Here is a 15,754-nt window from a genome sequence, read left to right as displayed (position 1 = left end):
GGAGGGTTTTATCGTGGATCTATTTGACAGTTTGAAATTTAAAATTATTCGTCGCAACATTAAAGTGGCATTTCCTGAAGCAACTGACGCACGTATTTTAGGTGCGGCATCTCGTTTAAAGGCAGAAGAATTGATTGAACCTGTCTTAATTGGTAATTTAGCAGAAATCGAAAAAGCTGCAAGCATTCGTGGAATCGCTTTAGAGAACTTCACAATCATCGATCCTGACAACTTTGATCGTTGGGATGAAATGGTAGAAGCTTTTGTTGAACGTCGTAAAGGAAAAGTCAGCAAAGAAGACGCTGAAAAAATGCTTAAAGATGAAAACTATTTTGGTACAATGTTAACTTATATGGGCATTACTGAAGGGATGGTTTCTGGAGCAATTCATTCAACTGGGGACACTGTTCGTCCAGCTTTACAAATCATTAAAACAAAACCAGGCGTTAGTCGTACAAGTGGAGCGTTCTTGATGGTTCGTGGTCGTGATCAAGAAAAATATTTGTTCTCTGATTGTGCCATCAACGTGAACCCAAGTGCACAAGAATTAGCAGAAATCGCTGTAGAATCAGCTAAGACTGCAGAATTGTTCGATATCGAACCAAAAGTTGCAATGATGAGCTTCTCAACTAAAGGTTCTGCAAAAGCACCAGAAGTTGAAAAAGTTGCAGAAGCAACAAAACTTGCACAAGAATTAGCACCAGATTACTTGATTGATGGAGAATTACAATTTGATGCTGCCTATATCCCAGGTGTGGCACAGCTGAAAGCTCCTGAATCAAAAGTAGCAGGTCAAGCAACTGTATTTGTTTTCCCTGAATTACAATCAGGAAATATCGGTTATAAGATTGCACAACGTTTCGGTGGATTCGAAGCAATTGGACCGATCTTACAAGGATTGAATAAACCAATCTCTGATCTTTCTCGTGGTTCTAATGAAGAAGATGTCTATAAACTTTCAATCATCACAGCAGCCCAATCATTGATGAACTAATCAATCTTTTTGGTCAGTAACTATAAAAAGCAAGAATTCGACTACCCTCGAATTCTTGCTTTTTTACTGTCAAAAACTTATTTTTGATACAGAATCAGCTGTTGTTTGTTCGATCATCACAGAATCAGGGAATTTTTTACTTTGCTCTCTTGTTTTAAATCGGTATACTGAATTGGTAAAAGAAAAGAGGGGAAATAGTGTTAACTTTATTAAATACAAATGCAACAGAAAAATTAGGAAAAATTATTGGTTCAGTAGCAGAACCAGGTGATAATTTAGTGTTGACCGGTGACCTTGGGGCAGGAAAAACAACATTAACTAAAGGAATCGCTCTAGGTTTAGGAATTGATCAAATGATAAAAAGTCCGACCTATACGATTATTCGTGAGTACCAACAAGGGCGTTTGCCGCTTTATCATATGGATGTCTATCGAATTGAGTCTGGGGCAGATGATTTAGGGCTAGATGATTATTTTGAAGGGGAAGGCCTTTCAGTAATCGAATGGGGCAAACAATTAGGAGAATACTTGCCAGAAGATTATTTGGAACTGATTCTAGCAAAAGATGAGCAAGAGGAACAGCTGCGTCAAGTCGAGTGGCTCATCCATGGAGATAAAGCGGAAAAATTTCAGGCATGTATCTTAAACGCGTGGGAAACAAAATGAGCGACATTGAGATTACGTCAAGAGAAGCCATTCCTGACGATGCCGCAGAATTATTACAAGTCAGTCACAAAATTGCCCAAGAAACAGATTTTTTGATTATGGATGAAGCAGGTTTAGGGTTAAACACAGAGTTGTTGGCGCTGCAATTAGCAGATTTATATGAAAGTGAAAATAATCTGCTTTTATTGGCTTTTGCGGATGAAAAAATAATCGGGATGGCTTCTGTCAAAGCGGCAAGGGAATCTGCCGTGGCACATATTGGTGAAATTGGCGTAAGTGTGTTGAAAGAATTTTGGGGAATCGGTCTGGGAAGTACCTTGCTAGCAGAAGTCATCGACTGGAGTGAAAAGGAATCTTCTTTACGTCGTTTAGAATTAACGGTTCAAAAAAGAAATGAGCGCGCACGATATTTGTATGAAAAATTTGGTTTTATAACAGAAGCGACGATGGCACGTGGAGCAAAAACATTGCATGGCGACTTTCTTGATGTCTTATTAATGAGCAGATTGATCAATTAAAAAAGCGAAGCTAAAGGCTTCGCTTACATGGGTAAAACTAATTTCTTCAACGGATCGACCCCAAAGTGATCTTCTTGATAAAGTAAAATCTTTGCACAGGCACGACTATCTTCTAAAGCGTCATGGTGATGCTCTAATGGGATGTTTAGCTTATTACAGACAGTATTCAAGCGATGATTTGGCATCTCAGGAAACAACCGCCGACTTGTTCGGACTGTGCAAAGAGAAAGATATGAAGGTTGATCGAGTTGATAATAGTCTAGACAGCCAGCTAAGACCTTCGTATCAAACCCAGCATTATGAGCGACAATTAAACGATTATTTTGATAATAATGTTGGATTTCTTGCCATACTTCAGGAAATTTTGGGGCATTTGCGACATCTTCTGGATGAATACCATGAATCTGGATATTTTTCCAAAAAAAGTCAGTTTCTGGTTTGATCATCGAATAATACTCGCCAACAATTTGACTATTTTTTACCATTACAAGTGCCAATGAACAGGCACTGTGGGCTTGATAGTTTGCTGTTTCAAAGTCCATTGCGATAAAATTCAATAGGTTCACCTCTTCGTCTTGTTTTAACACTATTCATTGATAAAAGCCTTGTGTCAAAAAGATTCAGAAATTTTAAAGGTTGATATCTAATTCAACTGGACAGTGGTCACTGCCGAAAATCTCGGTATGAATCTTTGCGTCTTGTAATTGATCTTGCAACTGGTTAGAAACGATAAAATAGTCGATACGCCAACCGGCATTATTTTTACGTGCATTAAAACGATAGCTCCACCATGAGTAAATGCCGGCTTGTTCAGGATAAAAATATCGGAAAGTATCGATATACCCATTCTCTAATAAGGTATGAAATTTCTCGCGTTCTTGGGGAGTAAACCCTGCATTTTTTTGATTGGTCTTCCAGTTCTTTAAGTCGATGTTTTCATGGGCGACATTCAAATCTCCGCAAAAAATGACCGGTTTTTGTTCTTTTAATTGGTTCAAGTAAGTTAAAAAGACATCTTCCCAAGTCATACGATAGTCCAGCCGCTTTAATTCATTTTGTGAATTTGGCGTGTAACAGGTGATTACGTAATATTCAGGATATTCTAAAGTAATGACACGGCCTTCTTGATCATGTTCTTCGATACCTAGACCATAAGCGACACTGATTGGTTTATGTTTGGTAAAAATCGCCGTGCCAGAATACCCTTTTTTCTCAGCGTAGTTCCAGTAGTCATAATAGCCAGGTAGATCCATTTCGATCTGACCAGCTTGTAATTTTGTTTCTTGCAGACAGAAAAAATCAGCATCTAATTCATTAAAAACTTCCATAAAATTCTTTTTCATCACGGCACGTAGCCCATTGACGTTCCAAGAAATCAATTTCACAAGACATTCCTCCAACAATAATAGATTCAATCATGGACTAATTGTAACGAAAAAAGTCGAGAAAGCAAAGAAAGTTCCATTTATTTCAACTAGAGCAGAATCTTTTTTAATTTAAAAATAAACAGATGAAGAATAAGATAATAGAATATGTAAGGAGTGTTAGTATGAAAACCGGAGTGATTGGTATTGGCGGGATCGCACAAAAAGCTTACTTACCCACCTATACAAAAATACGCAAGGAAGCGACGTTTATTTTTGCGACACGCAATGATAAGGTACGAGAGGCACTTGCAAAAGAACATAATTTTGAGAATACGGTTGAAACAATCGATCAATTGTTGGCAGAAAAGATTGCCGCTTGTTTTATCCACGTAGCGACCAGTGTGCATTTTGAAATCGCTAAAAAATGTTTAGAAGCAGGAGTGGCAGTTTTTATTGATAAACCTGTTAGTGAAGACTTTCAGGAAGTCCAGACATTGCAAAAACTTGCTCAAGAAAAAAATCTTTTGTTCATGGTCGGTTTTAATCGTCGTTTTGCGCCAATGGTTGAACAATTGAAACAATTAGAACAAAAACGCGTTATTCACTTAGAAAAAAACGAACCAGATCATGGGATGGCTACACAATACGGCATTTATGATTTGTTCATTCATTTAGTTGATACAGCAGTTTATTTATTAGACGATGAAATCATGAGCGTACACTCAAAGATTCGTGAGGAAAATGGGAAGATGGTCTATGCTCAGATGCAGCTTTCAACAGCGACGAGTGAATGCCTATTATCAATGGATTTGATGAGCGGAGGAAAAATGGAACGCTATCATGTAAGTTCATCAAAACAAACGATGATTGTGGATCAATTGACGGATTTGGCTATCAAACGTGGACAAAAAGAAGAAATCCAGCGCTTTGGTGATTGGACGACGACATTAGAAAAACGCGGATTTGAACAGTTGGTCCAGCACTTTATAGCTGCTTTGAAAGGAAAAGACGTTGATTTAAGACAAAAAAATGTTTTGTTGAGTCATGAATTATGTGCTCAGATGCTTCAACAACATATTCGTCATCAATTATAAGGGGTGGCAAGTTTTTTTCTCGCGTGCTAAAATAGCAAAGACGTTTGAAAAATTTACCCGTAGTGAACGAGAAAGGCTTATCAAAGTGAAAATATCAGCATTGACAGAAACCTTACCTAACTTGAAAATCCTTTTGGATGAACCGTTAATGAATTATACCTTTACAAAAACTGGTGGTCCGGTGGATGCTTTAGCATTTCCTAAAGACAATGAAGAAGTAAAAGCAATAGTCGACTACTGTCGTTTAAATAATCTACCATGGATTGTTTTAGGCAATGCCAGCAATCTGATTGTCAAAGATGGTGGGATTCGCGGTGTGGTAATCATGTTGTCAGATATGACGACCATTCGTGTAGAAGATCATACGATTATTGCTCAAGCTGGTGCCAAACTAACCGATACCACTTATGTTGCGTTGGATCATGCATTGACTGGCTTTGAATTTGCTTGTGGTATTCCTGGGAGTATCGGTGGAGCCGTCTTTATGAATGCCGGTGCGTATGATGGTCAATTAGAGGATGTTTTTGAATCTGTTGATGTACTATTAGCAGATGGAACGTTTGAGACATGGGACAAAGATCAGATGAACTTTTCCTACCGTCATTCTGCGATTCAAGAACAACCAGCGATCGTATTGAGTGCGCGATTTACTTTGACTTCTGGTGAGCCGGAGCAGATCAAAAAAAGAATGACTGAACTTACTGAGCTGCGTGAGTTGAAACAACCGTTGGAATATCCTTCATGTGGCAGTGTGTTCAAACGCCCAGTCGGACATTTTACAGGTAAACTGATCCAAGATGCAGGCTTACAAGGCTTAGTTTGGGGAGGCGCGCAAATTTCTGAAAAACATGCAGGATTTATTGTGAATATCAATCACGCGACAGCAACTGATTATATTGAATTGATTGCCCATATCAAACAAACGATTAAAGAAAAATTTGATGTGGCTTTAGAAACAGAAGTTCGGATTTTAGGAGAAGAACCAAAATAAAAAAACTTGCTAGAAACTTAAATTGGTTTCTAGCAAGTTTTTTTATTTTTTCATCAAGCGTAACAAGACGGCACAGACTCCCATTGTTGCGATACCGGCAACGACAGCTTCAACTAAGCCGCTGCCAAAAATAATTCCTAAAATGACTCCATAAACAGCATCTGCTGTAACTTGTAAGACATTGGCATAACTATCTTTAAAGAAAAGAAAAATCAGATTCATCACCAAAATAGTATTAGTCATAGAGCCTGCTACTCCAGCAATGAATAAACTGATAGGGCGTGCTTTTTGTTTCATCAAGTGATGAAGTCCTCGATAGACAAAATAAGGTACGACACCAATCAACATCCGAGGGATGATAGCGATTAGTACAGCGCGCCAATCTCCTTGGTTTGTCAATGGATTTGCAATAAAAGGAGAGAAGACAAAGGACATCGGTGTAATAAGAATCGTCGATCGTGCCAAACTAATCACCCCAAAGATCGTTCCTAATCCTGCTCCAATACGCGGTCCCAAAACAATCGAAGCAATGATGACTGGAATGTGCATCGTCGTCGCATTGATTGGACCAATTGGGATAAAGCCAAGCGGCGTGACCGCTAAAATAATCATGATTGCTAAAAACATCGCCGTTAAAGTAAAGCCTCTTACATTGTTCTCTTTCATTTGTTACTCCTTTAATTTTGAATTTACTACATGTACGATATCAGAAACATTTGCTAAAGCACCGCGACCATAATCACCGCAAGCTAGTAAAGCTTCTCTTGGTACGATTTCTTGGTAACCGACGTCTTTTAGTGTTTTGAGATTACGTTGGACAATCGGATTTTGGTACATGTAGGTATTCATCGCTGGTGCTATGATTTTAGGCGTATCAGGCAATAAAGCCAACGCAACAGTAGATAGTAAATCATCGGCAATCCCATTTGCTAATTTGCCGACCATATTAGCTGAAGCCGGTGCTACTAAAAAAAGATCGGCATTTTTGGCTAGAGCAATATGATTGATCAAAGCCGCATCAGGTTCATCCATCACGTCAAGATGGACGCGGCGGTGGGATAGTGATTGGATCGCTAATGGTGTGATGAACTCTGTGCTATTTTTAGTCATCACAACGTCTAATTTATAGCCCATTTTCGTCAATTCGTTGGTAATATCTGCGGCTTTATAGGCTGAGATACTGCCACTGATACCCAATAAGATAGTTTTCATCGTGGTCCCTCCAAGGCCATAATTTCTTTTTTGATTAATTCAGCAATCTCTGTCTTTGTATGAGCCTCTTTGACTTTTTGCTGTTGATTAATCAAATATCCATGATGTTTTTCTCCGTGAATCTCGGTTAGATCATTTGCTAAGATAAAATCGGCGTGATTTTTTTCAAGGCTTTCTTTTGCGACATTCAATAATTCGATCATCGGGACATCAACCAAGAGTTTGAATCCTACTAAAATCGTTTGCGGCTGCAATTTTTTGATCAAAGAGATAATTTTCGGATTTTTCTTTAAAACGATCACTAAATGATCTGTGTCAGAAGAAATCTTTTTCGTCGTTCGTTTATTAGCAATTTCAAGCAATGTTGTTGGTAAATCAGTTTGCAAAGCAATCGCTGATTCTAAATCTTCTAAAGTGACCGAGCTTTCTGGAGTAAAGTCACTGACAGCCATACTGTGAATCACCGCATCATAGGAATGTGTGGTCATCAATTCTTTTAATTTTTTTTCCAAGTCAGCTGTTGTTTCGATGTAATGAAGATTGATTGTGGGTCCTTCTGGTTTGACAGCAAGCCGAGTGGTAATCAAATCAACGATGACTTGGTCTTTTGCAAAACTCTCCACGATTGCCTTGCCCAATTTTCCACTGGAATGATTGGTGATGGCACGGACATCATCGATTTTTTCTGAAGTCCCACCGGAAGTAACTAAGATCCTCATTGAACGTCTCCTCCTAAAGCAACAATTGTACGTCCCACATGATTTCCAGAGAGCAGGGCATCTGCTGTTTCTAGAACTTGTTCCAACTGAATTTCTTGTACTTGAAGAGCAGTTGGTACTGCCCATTCCCCAGCCATTTTTTGCCAAAGTTTTTTTCGTTGGTCCATAGAAGCTTCAACTGAATCGATACCGAGTAGATTGATACCTCGTAAAATAAATGGTAAGACCGTTGTGTTTAATTTAATCCCACCAGCATTTCCGCAAAGAGCTAAACTTCCGCCATAATTAACAAAAGGAATAACCTGTGCCAGTGTTTCTCCACCAACTGCATCGATTACAAAATCAAAAAGCTGTTTATTCAACGGCCGATTTTTTTCTGGGAATAATTCGGCAGGTGAAGTGACTGTTGTTGCGCCTAATTGTCTCAAATAATCATTTTGGGAATCTTTACGGCTCAAAGCAGTAATCTCTTGGCAGCCAATTTGGCTTAAAAAGTGTAAGGCAAATCCGCCAACGCCACCAGTTGCCCCAGTCACAAGGACGCGACTTTTCTCGGTCAAACCGTGTTTTTGTAATGCATCGACTGCTAGTGCTGCTGTAAATCCAGCAGTTCCAAAAGTCATCGCTTGTTTTTCTGACAGTGTCTCAGGTAATTTTACACACCAAGAGGCAGGAACTACTTGAAGATCACTTAGGCCGCCATCTTGTTTGACTCCTAAACCAAAACCAGTTACTAAGACTAAGTCACCGCTATGAAAAGCATCATCGTTTGAAGCGATAATCTTACCCGTTAGATCGACTCCCGGAGTCATTGGATAATCTCTTAGAACACCTGTGTTGGCTTTAGTAGCCAAGGCATCTTTATAATTGATTCCAGAATAGCTTACCGCAATTAAAACATGTCCTTCATCGATTTCAGGTTTAGTGAAGGTTTCAATTTGTGTGTGAACGGTCTCATCTTTCAATACTCGTAAACGCCGATACTCAGTCATGTTTGTTCCTCCTAATTTTATTCCAACAAATAATGTCGTAGGGAAAGCCCCATACGTTAATAAATACGTGCGCTGTGCCTAACGGATCAGAAAAGGTCTGTTTAAATGTAGTTGACCCATTAGTAATCAATAAATATAAATGTAACCCAACGATTCAGCAATGTAAATTGTAAAAACCGAATCGTCCAATCAGTTACTATTATCTTAGCGGAAATAAGGGAAAAAGCAAATTTCTTTTCTCTATATATACTGGAAAAAGAGCGGGATGAAAATCGTTAAAAGAACTTGATTTTTAACAAAAAGTCCGTATACTTTAGTAGGGCAATATTAAACTATAAGTTTACTTTTAGCAAACTAATGAAGCTTTAGGTATTTCTATTTTTTTGTTTAAAAATAATTCTAGCTAAAAAGATGCAGCGAGTAAATTTTTTTTTAAAATAATCAAAATCAAGAGGTGATAATCATGGAGATTGGTGAAAAGCTGCGTAATTTAAGGATTCAAAAGAACTTGACACAAGAAGAGCTAGGGGAACGAACGGATCTATCTAAAGGATATATCTCTCAATTAGAACGTGATCTAAGCTCTCCGTCAATGGAGACTTTTTTTGATATCTTAGAAGTTTTAGGCGTGACACCGGCTGAGTTTTTTAAACAAAAGACGGGGGATCAAAAGATTGTCTATAAAGAATCAGATACAACTTTTTATACAGACGAAGAACATGGGTATCATATTAAATGGCTGATTCCCGAATCAAATGAAAATGAGATGGAGCCGATTTTGTTAACGTTGGAACGAGAAGGGCAGTATAAACAATTTACTCCCTCGCTTTCTGAAACGTTCATCCATGTGTTAGAAGGAAAGATTGCATTGCAATTTGGTGAAACACTGTATGAAGCAAAAAAAGGCGAAAGTATCTATTACGAAGCCAGCAAACCCCATCGCTTACAAAATCAAGCCTCTGGTATCAGTAAAGTATTGATCGTTGCAACAGAATCTTATTTGTAAAAAAAATCCGCGACTTTAATCAAGCGAAGAGGAGCGAGATTCCTAAAGAAACTAAGTATAAATTTTTTGAATAGATGAACAAATAGAATGATCGATAAAGCGAGAATCAGGATCATTTGAATAAAAAAATAAATCCCTTTAAAACGAGGAGTGAAGTCATGGCAAATACAATTATTTCTTTTAAAGATATCAGTAAACAATACGACGATGATGATCCGGTATTGAAAAAAATTAATTTTGATATTGAAGAAGGTCGTTTTTATACCTTATTGGGGCCTTCCGGCTGTGGAAAGACAACGATTTTGCGAATCATCGCCGGATTTACAGATGTCAGTGCGGGTGATATTTATTTTGAAGGAAAGAAGATGAATAATATCCCAGCCAATAAGCGGCAAGTGAATACAGTTTTTCAGGATTATGCATTGTTTCCTCATATGAATGTTTTTGATAATGTTGCTTTTGGATTAAAAATAAAGAAATTATCAAAAAAAGAAATCGAAAAAAAAGTTTTGGAAGCGTTGAAGTTAGTCCAATTACCTGGATATGAAAACCGCGAAATCACAGAAATGTCTGGGGGGCAGCGTCAACGGGTGGCAATCGCACGAGCTATCGTCAATGAACCAAAAATTTTGTTATTAGATGAACCGTTATCTGCTTTGGATTTAAAACTACGGACAGACATGCAGTATGAACTACGAGCATTGCAAAAACGTTTGGGCATCACCTTTATTTTTGTCACTCATGATCAAGAAGAGGCGCTGGCTATGAGTGATGAGATTTTTGTGATGAACAAAGGAAAAATCATTCAAAGCGGCACGCCAGTCGATATCTATGATGAACCAATCAATCATTTTGTTGCTGATTTTGTTGGGGAGAGCAATATTGTAGCTGGAGAGATGGTTGAAGACAATTTAGTTAAATTTGTCGGTAAAACATTTGAATGTGTCGACGGTGGGATGCGTCCAAACGAACCGGTTGAAGTGGTTTTACGTCCAGAAGATTTAACGTTGACAACACCTGAAAAAGGGAAATTGGTCGTAACAGTCGATACTCAATTGTTCCGCGGTGTTCATTATGAAATGAACTGTATCGATGCTGATGGCAACGAATGGATGGTCCATTCAACTAAAAAAGCCAAAAAAGGCAGCAAAGTTGGGTTGTCGTTTGAACCTGAGGATATCCATGTGATGCGTTTTAATGAAAGCGAAGAAGATTTTGAAGCGCGTCTAGACAGCTATGAGGATTAGGAGGAGCGTACAATGAAAAATATGCGACGATTTTATTCGATTCCTTATTTCTTTTGGCTTTTGTTCTTTGTCATCGCACCGGTGATCTTGATTGTCTACCAATCATTTTTTGATATGCATGGGAACCTTACGTTGAGTAATTACCATACTTATCTGACTTCAAAGACCTATTTGATGATGACGATCAATTCTGTATTATTTGCCTTCTTGATTACTTTGATGACCCTTTTGATCAGTTATCCGACAGCCTATTTTTTATCAAAGTTGAAACATCGTCAATTACTGTTATTGCTAGTTGTTTTACCTACTTGGATCAATTTATTACTAAAGGCATATGCCTTCATTGGTATTTTTAGTACAAATGGTTCAGTCAATGATTTTTTAAGTTTCATTGGAATTGGACAAAAACAGCTATTATTTACCGACTTTAGTTTCATGTTTGTGGCGGCTTATATCGAATTGCCATTTATGATTATGCCGATTTTTAATGCGCTGGATGAGATTAATCCTTCTTTGATCAGTGCCAGTCGAGATTTAGGAGCAAATAATTTTGATACATTCCGTCGGGTGATTTTTCCTCTTTCTTTAAATGGGGTAAAAAGCGGTGTCCAAGCGGTCTTTATCCCATCACTTTCCCTTTTCATGTTAACACGTTTGATTGGAGGAAACCGTGTGATTACGCTGGGAACAGCAATCGAAGAGCATTTCTTAGTCACACAAAACTGGGGAATGGGTTCAACAATCGGTGTCATTTTGATTGTGGCAATGTTCCTTGTAATGATGGTGACAGGGGAAAAACGTAAAGGAGGTCGAGTGAAATGAAAAAGAGACGATTTTCTTGGTCGACGATTTATCTGATTCTTGTGTTTATTTTATTGTATATCCCGATCTTTTATTTGATTTTCTATTCATTTAATCAAGCTGGAAACATGAGTTCTTTTACTGGTTTTACTTGGGAACATTACCAAAATCTTTTTTCGGATCGGCGTTTGATCATCATCGTGGTACAAACTTTTATTCTGGCCTTTTTATCTGCCTTGTTGGCAACGATGATTGGAACATTTGGTGCGATGGGGATTTATTATACACGCAAACGTAATTCACGCAATGTTCTGCTAGGTCTGAATAATATTTTGATGGTCTCACCAGATGTTATTATAGGTGCGAGCTTTCTGATTTTATTTACCATGTTGGGCGGTGTGTTGAAAAATTTCCAACTTGGATTTGTCAGTGTATTACTTTCCCATGTAGCTTTCAGTATTCCAATCGTGGTATTGATGGTGTTACCAAAATTAAAAGAGATGAATGACTCAATGATCGATGCTGCCAGAGATCTAGGCGCAAATAATTTCCAGGTGTTGCGTGATATCATCTTGCCTTTTTTGACACCGGGGATCATTGCCGGCTATTTCATGGCATTTACGTATTCTTTAGATGATTTTGCAGTGACTTTCTTTGTGACCGGTAACGGCTTTACGACACTTTCAGTCGAAATCTATTCACGTGCTCGTCAAGGAATCAGTTTAGAAATCAATGCCCTATCAACGCTTGTCTTTATTTTCTCCTTGTTGTTAGTGGTAGGATATTATTTTATCAGTCGAGACACCTCGAAAAAAACACGGAAACGGGAATTTGAGGAGGTGCCAGTACTGAAATGAGAAAATTGCAGTCGCTTTTCATCGGGGTTATTGCAATCATTTTGTTGCTGACCTTTTCAGTTGTTCGCTTAAATCACTCTTCCAATGCGAGTTCGCAAGTGTTGAATATTTATAATTGGGGAGATTACATTGATCCTGAGCTGCTGAAACAATTTGAAAAAGAATATGGATATAAAGTAAATTATGAAACATTTGATTCAAATGAAGCGATGGAAGCTAAGATCAAACAAGGCGGAACAGCCTATGATATTGCAATTCCTAGTGAATATATGATTCAAAAGATGAAAAAAGAACACTTGCTGTCCTCATTGGATCATACTAAAATCCATGGATTGAAAAATATCGATCCTCGTTTTTTAGATTTGGATTTTGATAAAGAGAACCGCTATTCGATTCCATATTTTTGGGGAACATTAGGAATTGTCTACAATGATAAATTTGTTGATGGGGACAAGATCAAACATTGGGAAGATCTCTGGCGACCGGAATTGAAGAACAATATCATGTTAATCGATGGCGCTCGCGAGGTCATGGGCTTGTCTTTGACAACGTTTGGTCATTCCATCAACAGCAAAGATAAAAAAAACTTAACACAAGCAACGAAAAAATTAAATGCTCTAACACCAAATGTCAAAGCCATCGTGGCTGACGAAATCAAAATGTATATGGCTAATGAGGAAAGTGCAGTAGCGGTAACCTTTTCTGGCGAAGCAGCTGACATGATGGCAGAAAACGAACATCTTCATTACGTTATTCCGCCAGAAGGTTCAAATCTTTGGTTTGATAATATCGTGATTCCAAAAACATCTAAGAATCAAGAAGGTGCTTACGATTTTATTAATTTTATGTTGAAACCAGAGATTGCCCAACAAAATGCAGAATATATCGGTTATTCAACGCCAAACAAAACAGCCTTAGCGATGCTGCCAAAAAATATCTCTGGCGATAAACAATTTTATCCAGATGATAAAACCATCAGCCATCTAGAAGTCTATAAAAATCTAGGGGCTAAGTATTTAGGGATTTATAATGATCTCTACTTGGAATTTAAGATGTATCGGAAATAACATTTATCACTCAAAGCATAGTTGCTGATATTTAGTTGAATAAACATAAGGCTGGACGAATCATTCGTCCAGCCTTTTTAAAAGGAAGTTTTATTGATCAATCCGATTTAGAATCTTTTAAACCTAAGATGACTTCTCTAACTTTTGAGATCGTTTCTTGCGCATTCTCGCGGTTGCGGAACATCATAATCACATAAAGAGAATCAATGATACTTAATTGAGCAATTCGAGAAGCCAATGCTTCAGAACGAAATTCAATCTCCTCAGAAATTGAGATAAAGACGACATCCCCTAATTTTGCTAAGGGAGAATTTGCATGACTAGTTACAATAATAATTTTAGCTCCAGCTTTTTTTGCAGCTTCTGCGATATGGATCGTTTCCTTCGATTTACCTGAATGTGAGATTAGCAGCGCGCAGTCTTCTTCAGTTAACAAGGAAGCTTCCATTAATTGAATATGATAGTCTGTACTGTGGCCTACAGGAATGGGGGAGCGTAAAAATTTGTGATAGGCATCGGTAGCAACAATTTCGGAGCCTCCAACACCAAAGAAATAGAGTCGTCGAGATGCTGTGATTAGTTGGACTGCTTTTATTAGATCTTCTTCTTTTAATAATTTTCTCGTATCAGTTAATGTCTTCATATTTGAGTTGAAGACTTTTTGAGCCATCATCAATTCAGAATCATTTTTTTGAATATTTTCATGGATGGTGACAGCAGATAGGTCATTCTCTTGTTTTAATAAGGCCAATTTAAAATCTTTGAACCCGTTGAAGCCTAATTTTTTTGTGAATTGAAAAAAAGTTGAATCAGCAATGCCTAACTCAGAGGCAAGATCACTAATGGAACCATGGCTAACCTTGCTAGGATTTTCTAGTATGTAATCAGCGATTGCTTGTTCTTTAGGACTAAAATCGGTATACATTGATTTAATTTGTAAGCGAATTGGGCTCGCCATATTGTCTACCTCCTTCATCCAATACGTCTTTATCCATAAGATACTAGCTAAAAAATAAAAAATCAACAAAAAAGTTTTTTATTTTTTCTGTTTACAAAAAAATATTTTTTTGTATAATGGAATTATAAGATGTATGCGCTATCATAAAATATTTTTTGATAGTTGATGATAAAACAGTGAAAGGGGGATTGCCTAGGAGGATAACTGACTTAGTTGAAAGGGTGGAGTTGTCAGTCAGGAGTAGCAATGTTAAAGGAGCTTAAGGATGGGAGAATACAAAATTGCAATCGTTAATTCAAGTAGTTTCGGAAAAATTTTTCATGATCAATTGGAACGGCTTGAAAAAATCGGCGAAGTTCGCTCGTTTACCGTAGATGGAGAAATTGGCGGACGTGAATTAGCGGAATTGTTACAAGGATACAATATCATTATTGCGAGTGTCACACCATTTTTTACGCAAGAATTTTTTGAGCACAAAGATGAACTTATTTTAATTACAAGACATGGTATTGGATACAATAATATTGATATTGAAGCAGCTAAAAAGCACGATACCCTTGTTTCAATTATTCCGGCATTAGTTGAAAGAGATGCGGTAGCAGAAAATAATGTGACCAATTTATTGGCTCTTTTAAGAAAAACTATTGAAGCCGATTTAAGTGTAAAAAATGATCGTTGGGAAGATCGTGCAAAATTTGTTGGCCGCACATTGTTTAATAAGACAGTCGGTGTCATTGGTGTCGGTAATACAGGCAGTTGTGTAGTAGAAATAGTAAGAAACGGGTTCCGATGCAATGTTTTGGCCTATGATCCTTATCAATCAGCATTGCACATCGAAAGTTATGGAGCTAAAAAAGTTGATTTGCCGCAATTATTAAAAGAAGCAGATGTCATCTGTCTATGTGCGAGCTTGAATGAAGAAAATTATCATATGATTTCTACTAAAGAAATTGCACAAATGAAAGATAATGTCTACTTATCTAATAGCGCTCGCGGCGCGTTACTTGATGAAAAAGCAATTGTTAGCGCTTTATCATCTGGGAAAATCGCTGGTTTAGCAACAGATGTTTTAGAAGAAGAACCTGGTCGAAAAGATCACCCTTATTTGGCTTTTAGTAACGTGGTCATGACGCCTCATACATCAGCTTACACAATGGAATGTCTACAAGAAATGGGAGCAAAATGTCTTCATGATGTTGAAGATGTCGTTGCAGGGAAAATTCCTGAACGAGCTGTTCAAGCAACGAGCAAAGAATTTAGTTAACG

General features: G+C 37.7%; 18 protein-coding genes. 11 read left to right on the top strand and 7 right to left on the bottom strand.

The features are described from left to right. The first annotated feature begins 13 nt into the window (after positions 1-13). The 3 genes from pta to P7D84_RS09285 all read left to right on the top strand — a co-directional run bounded on the left by pta (position 14) and on the right by P7D84_RS09285 (position 2,177). Positions 14-994, top strand: coding sequence for a phosphate acetyltransferase (pta, locus tag P7D84_RS09295; protein ID WP_137603561.1), 981 nt, complete (start codon positions 14-16; stop codon positions 992-994). A 197-nt stretch (positions 995-1,191) separates the two neighbouring features. Continuing rightward, positions 1,192-1,659, top strand: a complete 468-nt coding sequence (tsaE, locus tag P7D84_RS09290; protein WP_311806199.1) for a tRNA (adenosine(37)-N6)-threonylcarbamoyltransferase complex ATPase subunit type 1 TsaE — start codon at positions 1,192-1,194, stop codon at positions 1,657-1,659. Further along, positions 1,656-2,177, top strand: coding sequence for a GNAT family N-acetyltransferase (locus tag P7D84_RS09285; protein ID WP_311806197.1), 522 nt, complete (start codon positions 1,656-1,658; stop codon positions 2,175-2,177). The genes tsaE and P7D84_RS09285 overlap by 4 nt, the downstream gene beginning before the upstream one ends. Positions 2,178-2,200: 23 nt before the next feature. Here the strand turns inward: P7D84_RS09285 and P7D84_RS09280 are convergent, their stop codons facing one another. Both P7D84_RS09280 and P7D84_RS09275 read right to left on the bottom strand, forming a co-directional pair. Further along, positions 2,201-2,734, bottom strand: coding sequence for a 3'-5' exonuclease (locus P7D84_RS09280; RefSeq protein WP_311800307.1), 534 nt, complete (start codon positions 2,732-2,734; stop codon positions 2,201-2,203). A gap of 72 nt (positions 2,735-2,806) precedes the next feature. Next, positions 2,807-3,562, bottom strand: coding sequence for an exodeoxyribonuclease III (locus P7D84_RS09275; protein WP_311806195.1), 756 nt, complete (start codon positions 3,560-3,562; stop codon positions 2,807-2,809). A 164-nt stretch (positions 3,563-3,726) separates the two neighbouring features. Between P7D84_RS09275 and P7D84_RS09270 the strand changes: the two genes are divergently transcribed. Both P7D84_RS09270 and murB read left to right on the top strand, forming a co-directional pair. Then, positions 3,727-4,638 carry a Gfo/Idh/MocA family protein gene (locus P7D84_RS09270; RefSeq protein WP_311806193.1) on the top strand — a complete coding sequence of 304 codons (912 nt, stop codon included), beginning with the start codon at positions 3,727-3,729 and terminating at the stop codon, positions 4,636-4,638. Positions 4,639-4,723: 85 nt separating this feature from the next. Beyond that, on the top strand, positions 4,724-5,629 hold the full coding sequence (murB, locus tag P7D84_RS09265; protein WP_137603555.1) for a UDP-N-acetylmuramate dehydrogenase: 906 nt from the start codon (positions 4,724-4,726) through the stop codon (positions 5,627-5,629). Positions 5,630-5,671: 42 nt separating this feature from the next. Here the strand turns inward: murB and P7D84_RS09260 are convergent, their stop codons facing one another. Genes P7D84_RS09260 through P7D84_RS09245 form a run of 4 tightly spaced genes read right to left on the bottom strand, consistent with a single transcriptional unit; the run spans position 5,672 to position 8,552 of the window. Continuing rightward, a complete protein-coding gene (locus tag P7D84_RS09260; RefSeq protein ID WP_311806191.1) occupies positions 5,672-6,295 on the bottom strand; it encodes an ECF transporter S component in 624 nt (207 codons plus the stop codon). Positions 6,296-6,298: 3 nt separating this feature from the next. Next, positions 6,299-6,841, bottom strand: a complete 543-nt coding sequence (gene coaC, locus P7D84_RS09255; RefSeq protein WP_137603553.1) for a phosphopantothenoylcysteine decarboxylase — start codon at positions 6,839-6,841, stop codon at positions 6,299-6,301. Continuing rightward, entirely contained in the window at positions 6,838-7,560 is a 723-nt protein-coding gene (locus P7D84_RS09250) for a phosphopantothenate--cysteine ligase (RefSeq protein ID WP_311806189.1), read from the bottom strand. The genes coaC and P7D84_RS09250 overlap by 4 nt, the downstream gene beginning before the upstream one ends. Beyond that, positions 7,557-8,552 carry a YhdH/YhfP family quinone oxidoreductase gene (locus P7D84_RS09245; RefSeq protein ID WP_311806187.1) on the bottom strand — a complete coding sequence of 332 codons (996 nt, stop codon included), beginning with the start codon at positions 8,550-8,552 and terminating at the stop codon, positions 7,557-7,559. The genes P7D84_RS09250 and P7D84_RS09245 overlap by 4 nt, the downstream gene beginning before the upstream one ends. A gap of 463 nt (positions 8,553-9,015) precedes the next feature. Between P7D84_RS09245 and P7D84_RS09240 the strand changes: the two genes are divergently transcribed. The 5 genes from P7D84_RS09240 (at position 9,016) to P7D84_RS09220 (ending at position 13,530) form a co-directional block, all read left to right on the top strand. Beyond that, on the top strand, positions 9,016-9,558 hold the full coding sequence (locus tag P7D84_RS09240) for a helix-turn-helix domain-containing protein (protein ID WP_311806186.1): 543 nt from the start codon (positions 9,016-9,018) through the stop codon (positions 9,556-9,558). A 158-nt stretch (positions 9,559-9,716) separates the two neighbouring features. Next, a complete protein-coding gene (locus P7D84_RS09235; RefSeq protein ID WP_137603549.1) occupies positions 9,717-10,805 on the top strand; it encodes an ABC transporter ATP-binding protein in 1,089 nt (362 codons plus the stop codon). A gap of 12 nt (positions 10,806-10,817) precedes the next feature. Beyond that, the gene (locus P7D84_RS09230; RefSeq protein WP_311806185.1) at positions 10,818-11,627 is read left to right on the top strand and encodes an ABC transporter permease; all 810 of its coding nucleotides are present in this window, start codon (positions 10,818-10,820) and stop codon (positions 11,625-11,627) included. Then, on the top strand, positions 11,624-12,463 hold the full coding sequence (locus P7D84_RS09225) for an ABC transporter permease (RefSeq protein WP_137603547.1): 840 nt from the start codon (positions 11,624-11,626) through the stop codon (positions 12,461-12,463). The genes P7D84_RS09230 and P7D84_RS09225 overlap by 4 nt, the downstream gene beginning before the upstream one ends. After that, entirely contained in the window at positions 12,460-13,530 is a 1,071-nt protein-coding gene (locus tag P7D84_RS09220; protein WP_311806184.1) for an ABC transporter substrate-binding protein, read from the top strand. Before P7D84_RS09225 ends, P7D84_RS09220 begins: the two co-directional genes overlap by 4 nt. Positions 13,531-13,627: 97 nt before the next feature. On the opposite strand, the gene P7D84_RS09215 is transcribed toward P7D84_RS09220, so the two are convergent. Then, positions 13,628-14,488: a MurR/RpiR family transcriptional regulator gene (locus P7D84_RS09215; RefSeq protein ID WP_311806182.1), complete on the bottom strand. Its 861-nt coding sequence runs from the start codon at positions 14,486-14,488 to the stop codon at positions 13,628-13,630. Between the two features lie 265 nt (positions 14,489-14,753). Between P7D84_RS09215 and P7D84_RS09210 the strand changes: the two genes are divergently transcribed. Beyond that, on the top strand, positions 14,754-15,752 hold the full coding sequence (locus P7D84_RS09210; RefSeq protein ID WP_311806181.1) for a D-isomer specific 2-hydroxyacid dehydrogenase family protein: 999 nt from the start codon (positions 14,754-14,756) through the stop codon (positions 15,750-15,752). Positions 15,753-15,754: the final 2 nt, after the last annotated feature.

The sequence above is a fragment of the Enterococcus dongliensis genome (assembly GCF_031927985.1).
GTDB lineage: Bacteria > Bacillota > Bacilli > Lactobacillales > Enterococcaceae > Enterococcus_A > Enterococcus_A dongliensis.
The sequence above is the reverse complement of the archived record's forward strand: the minus strand, read 5'-3'. Positions and strand labels throughout refer to the sequence as shown.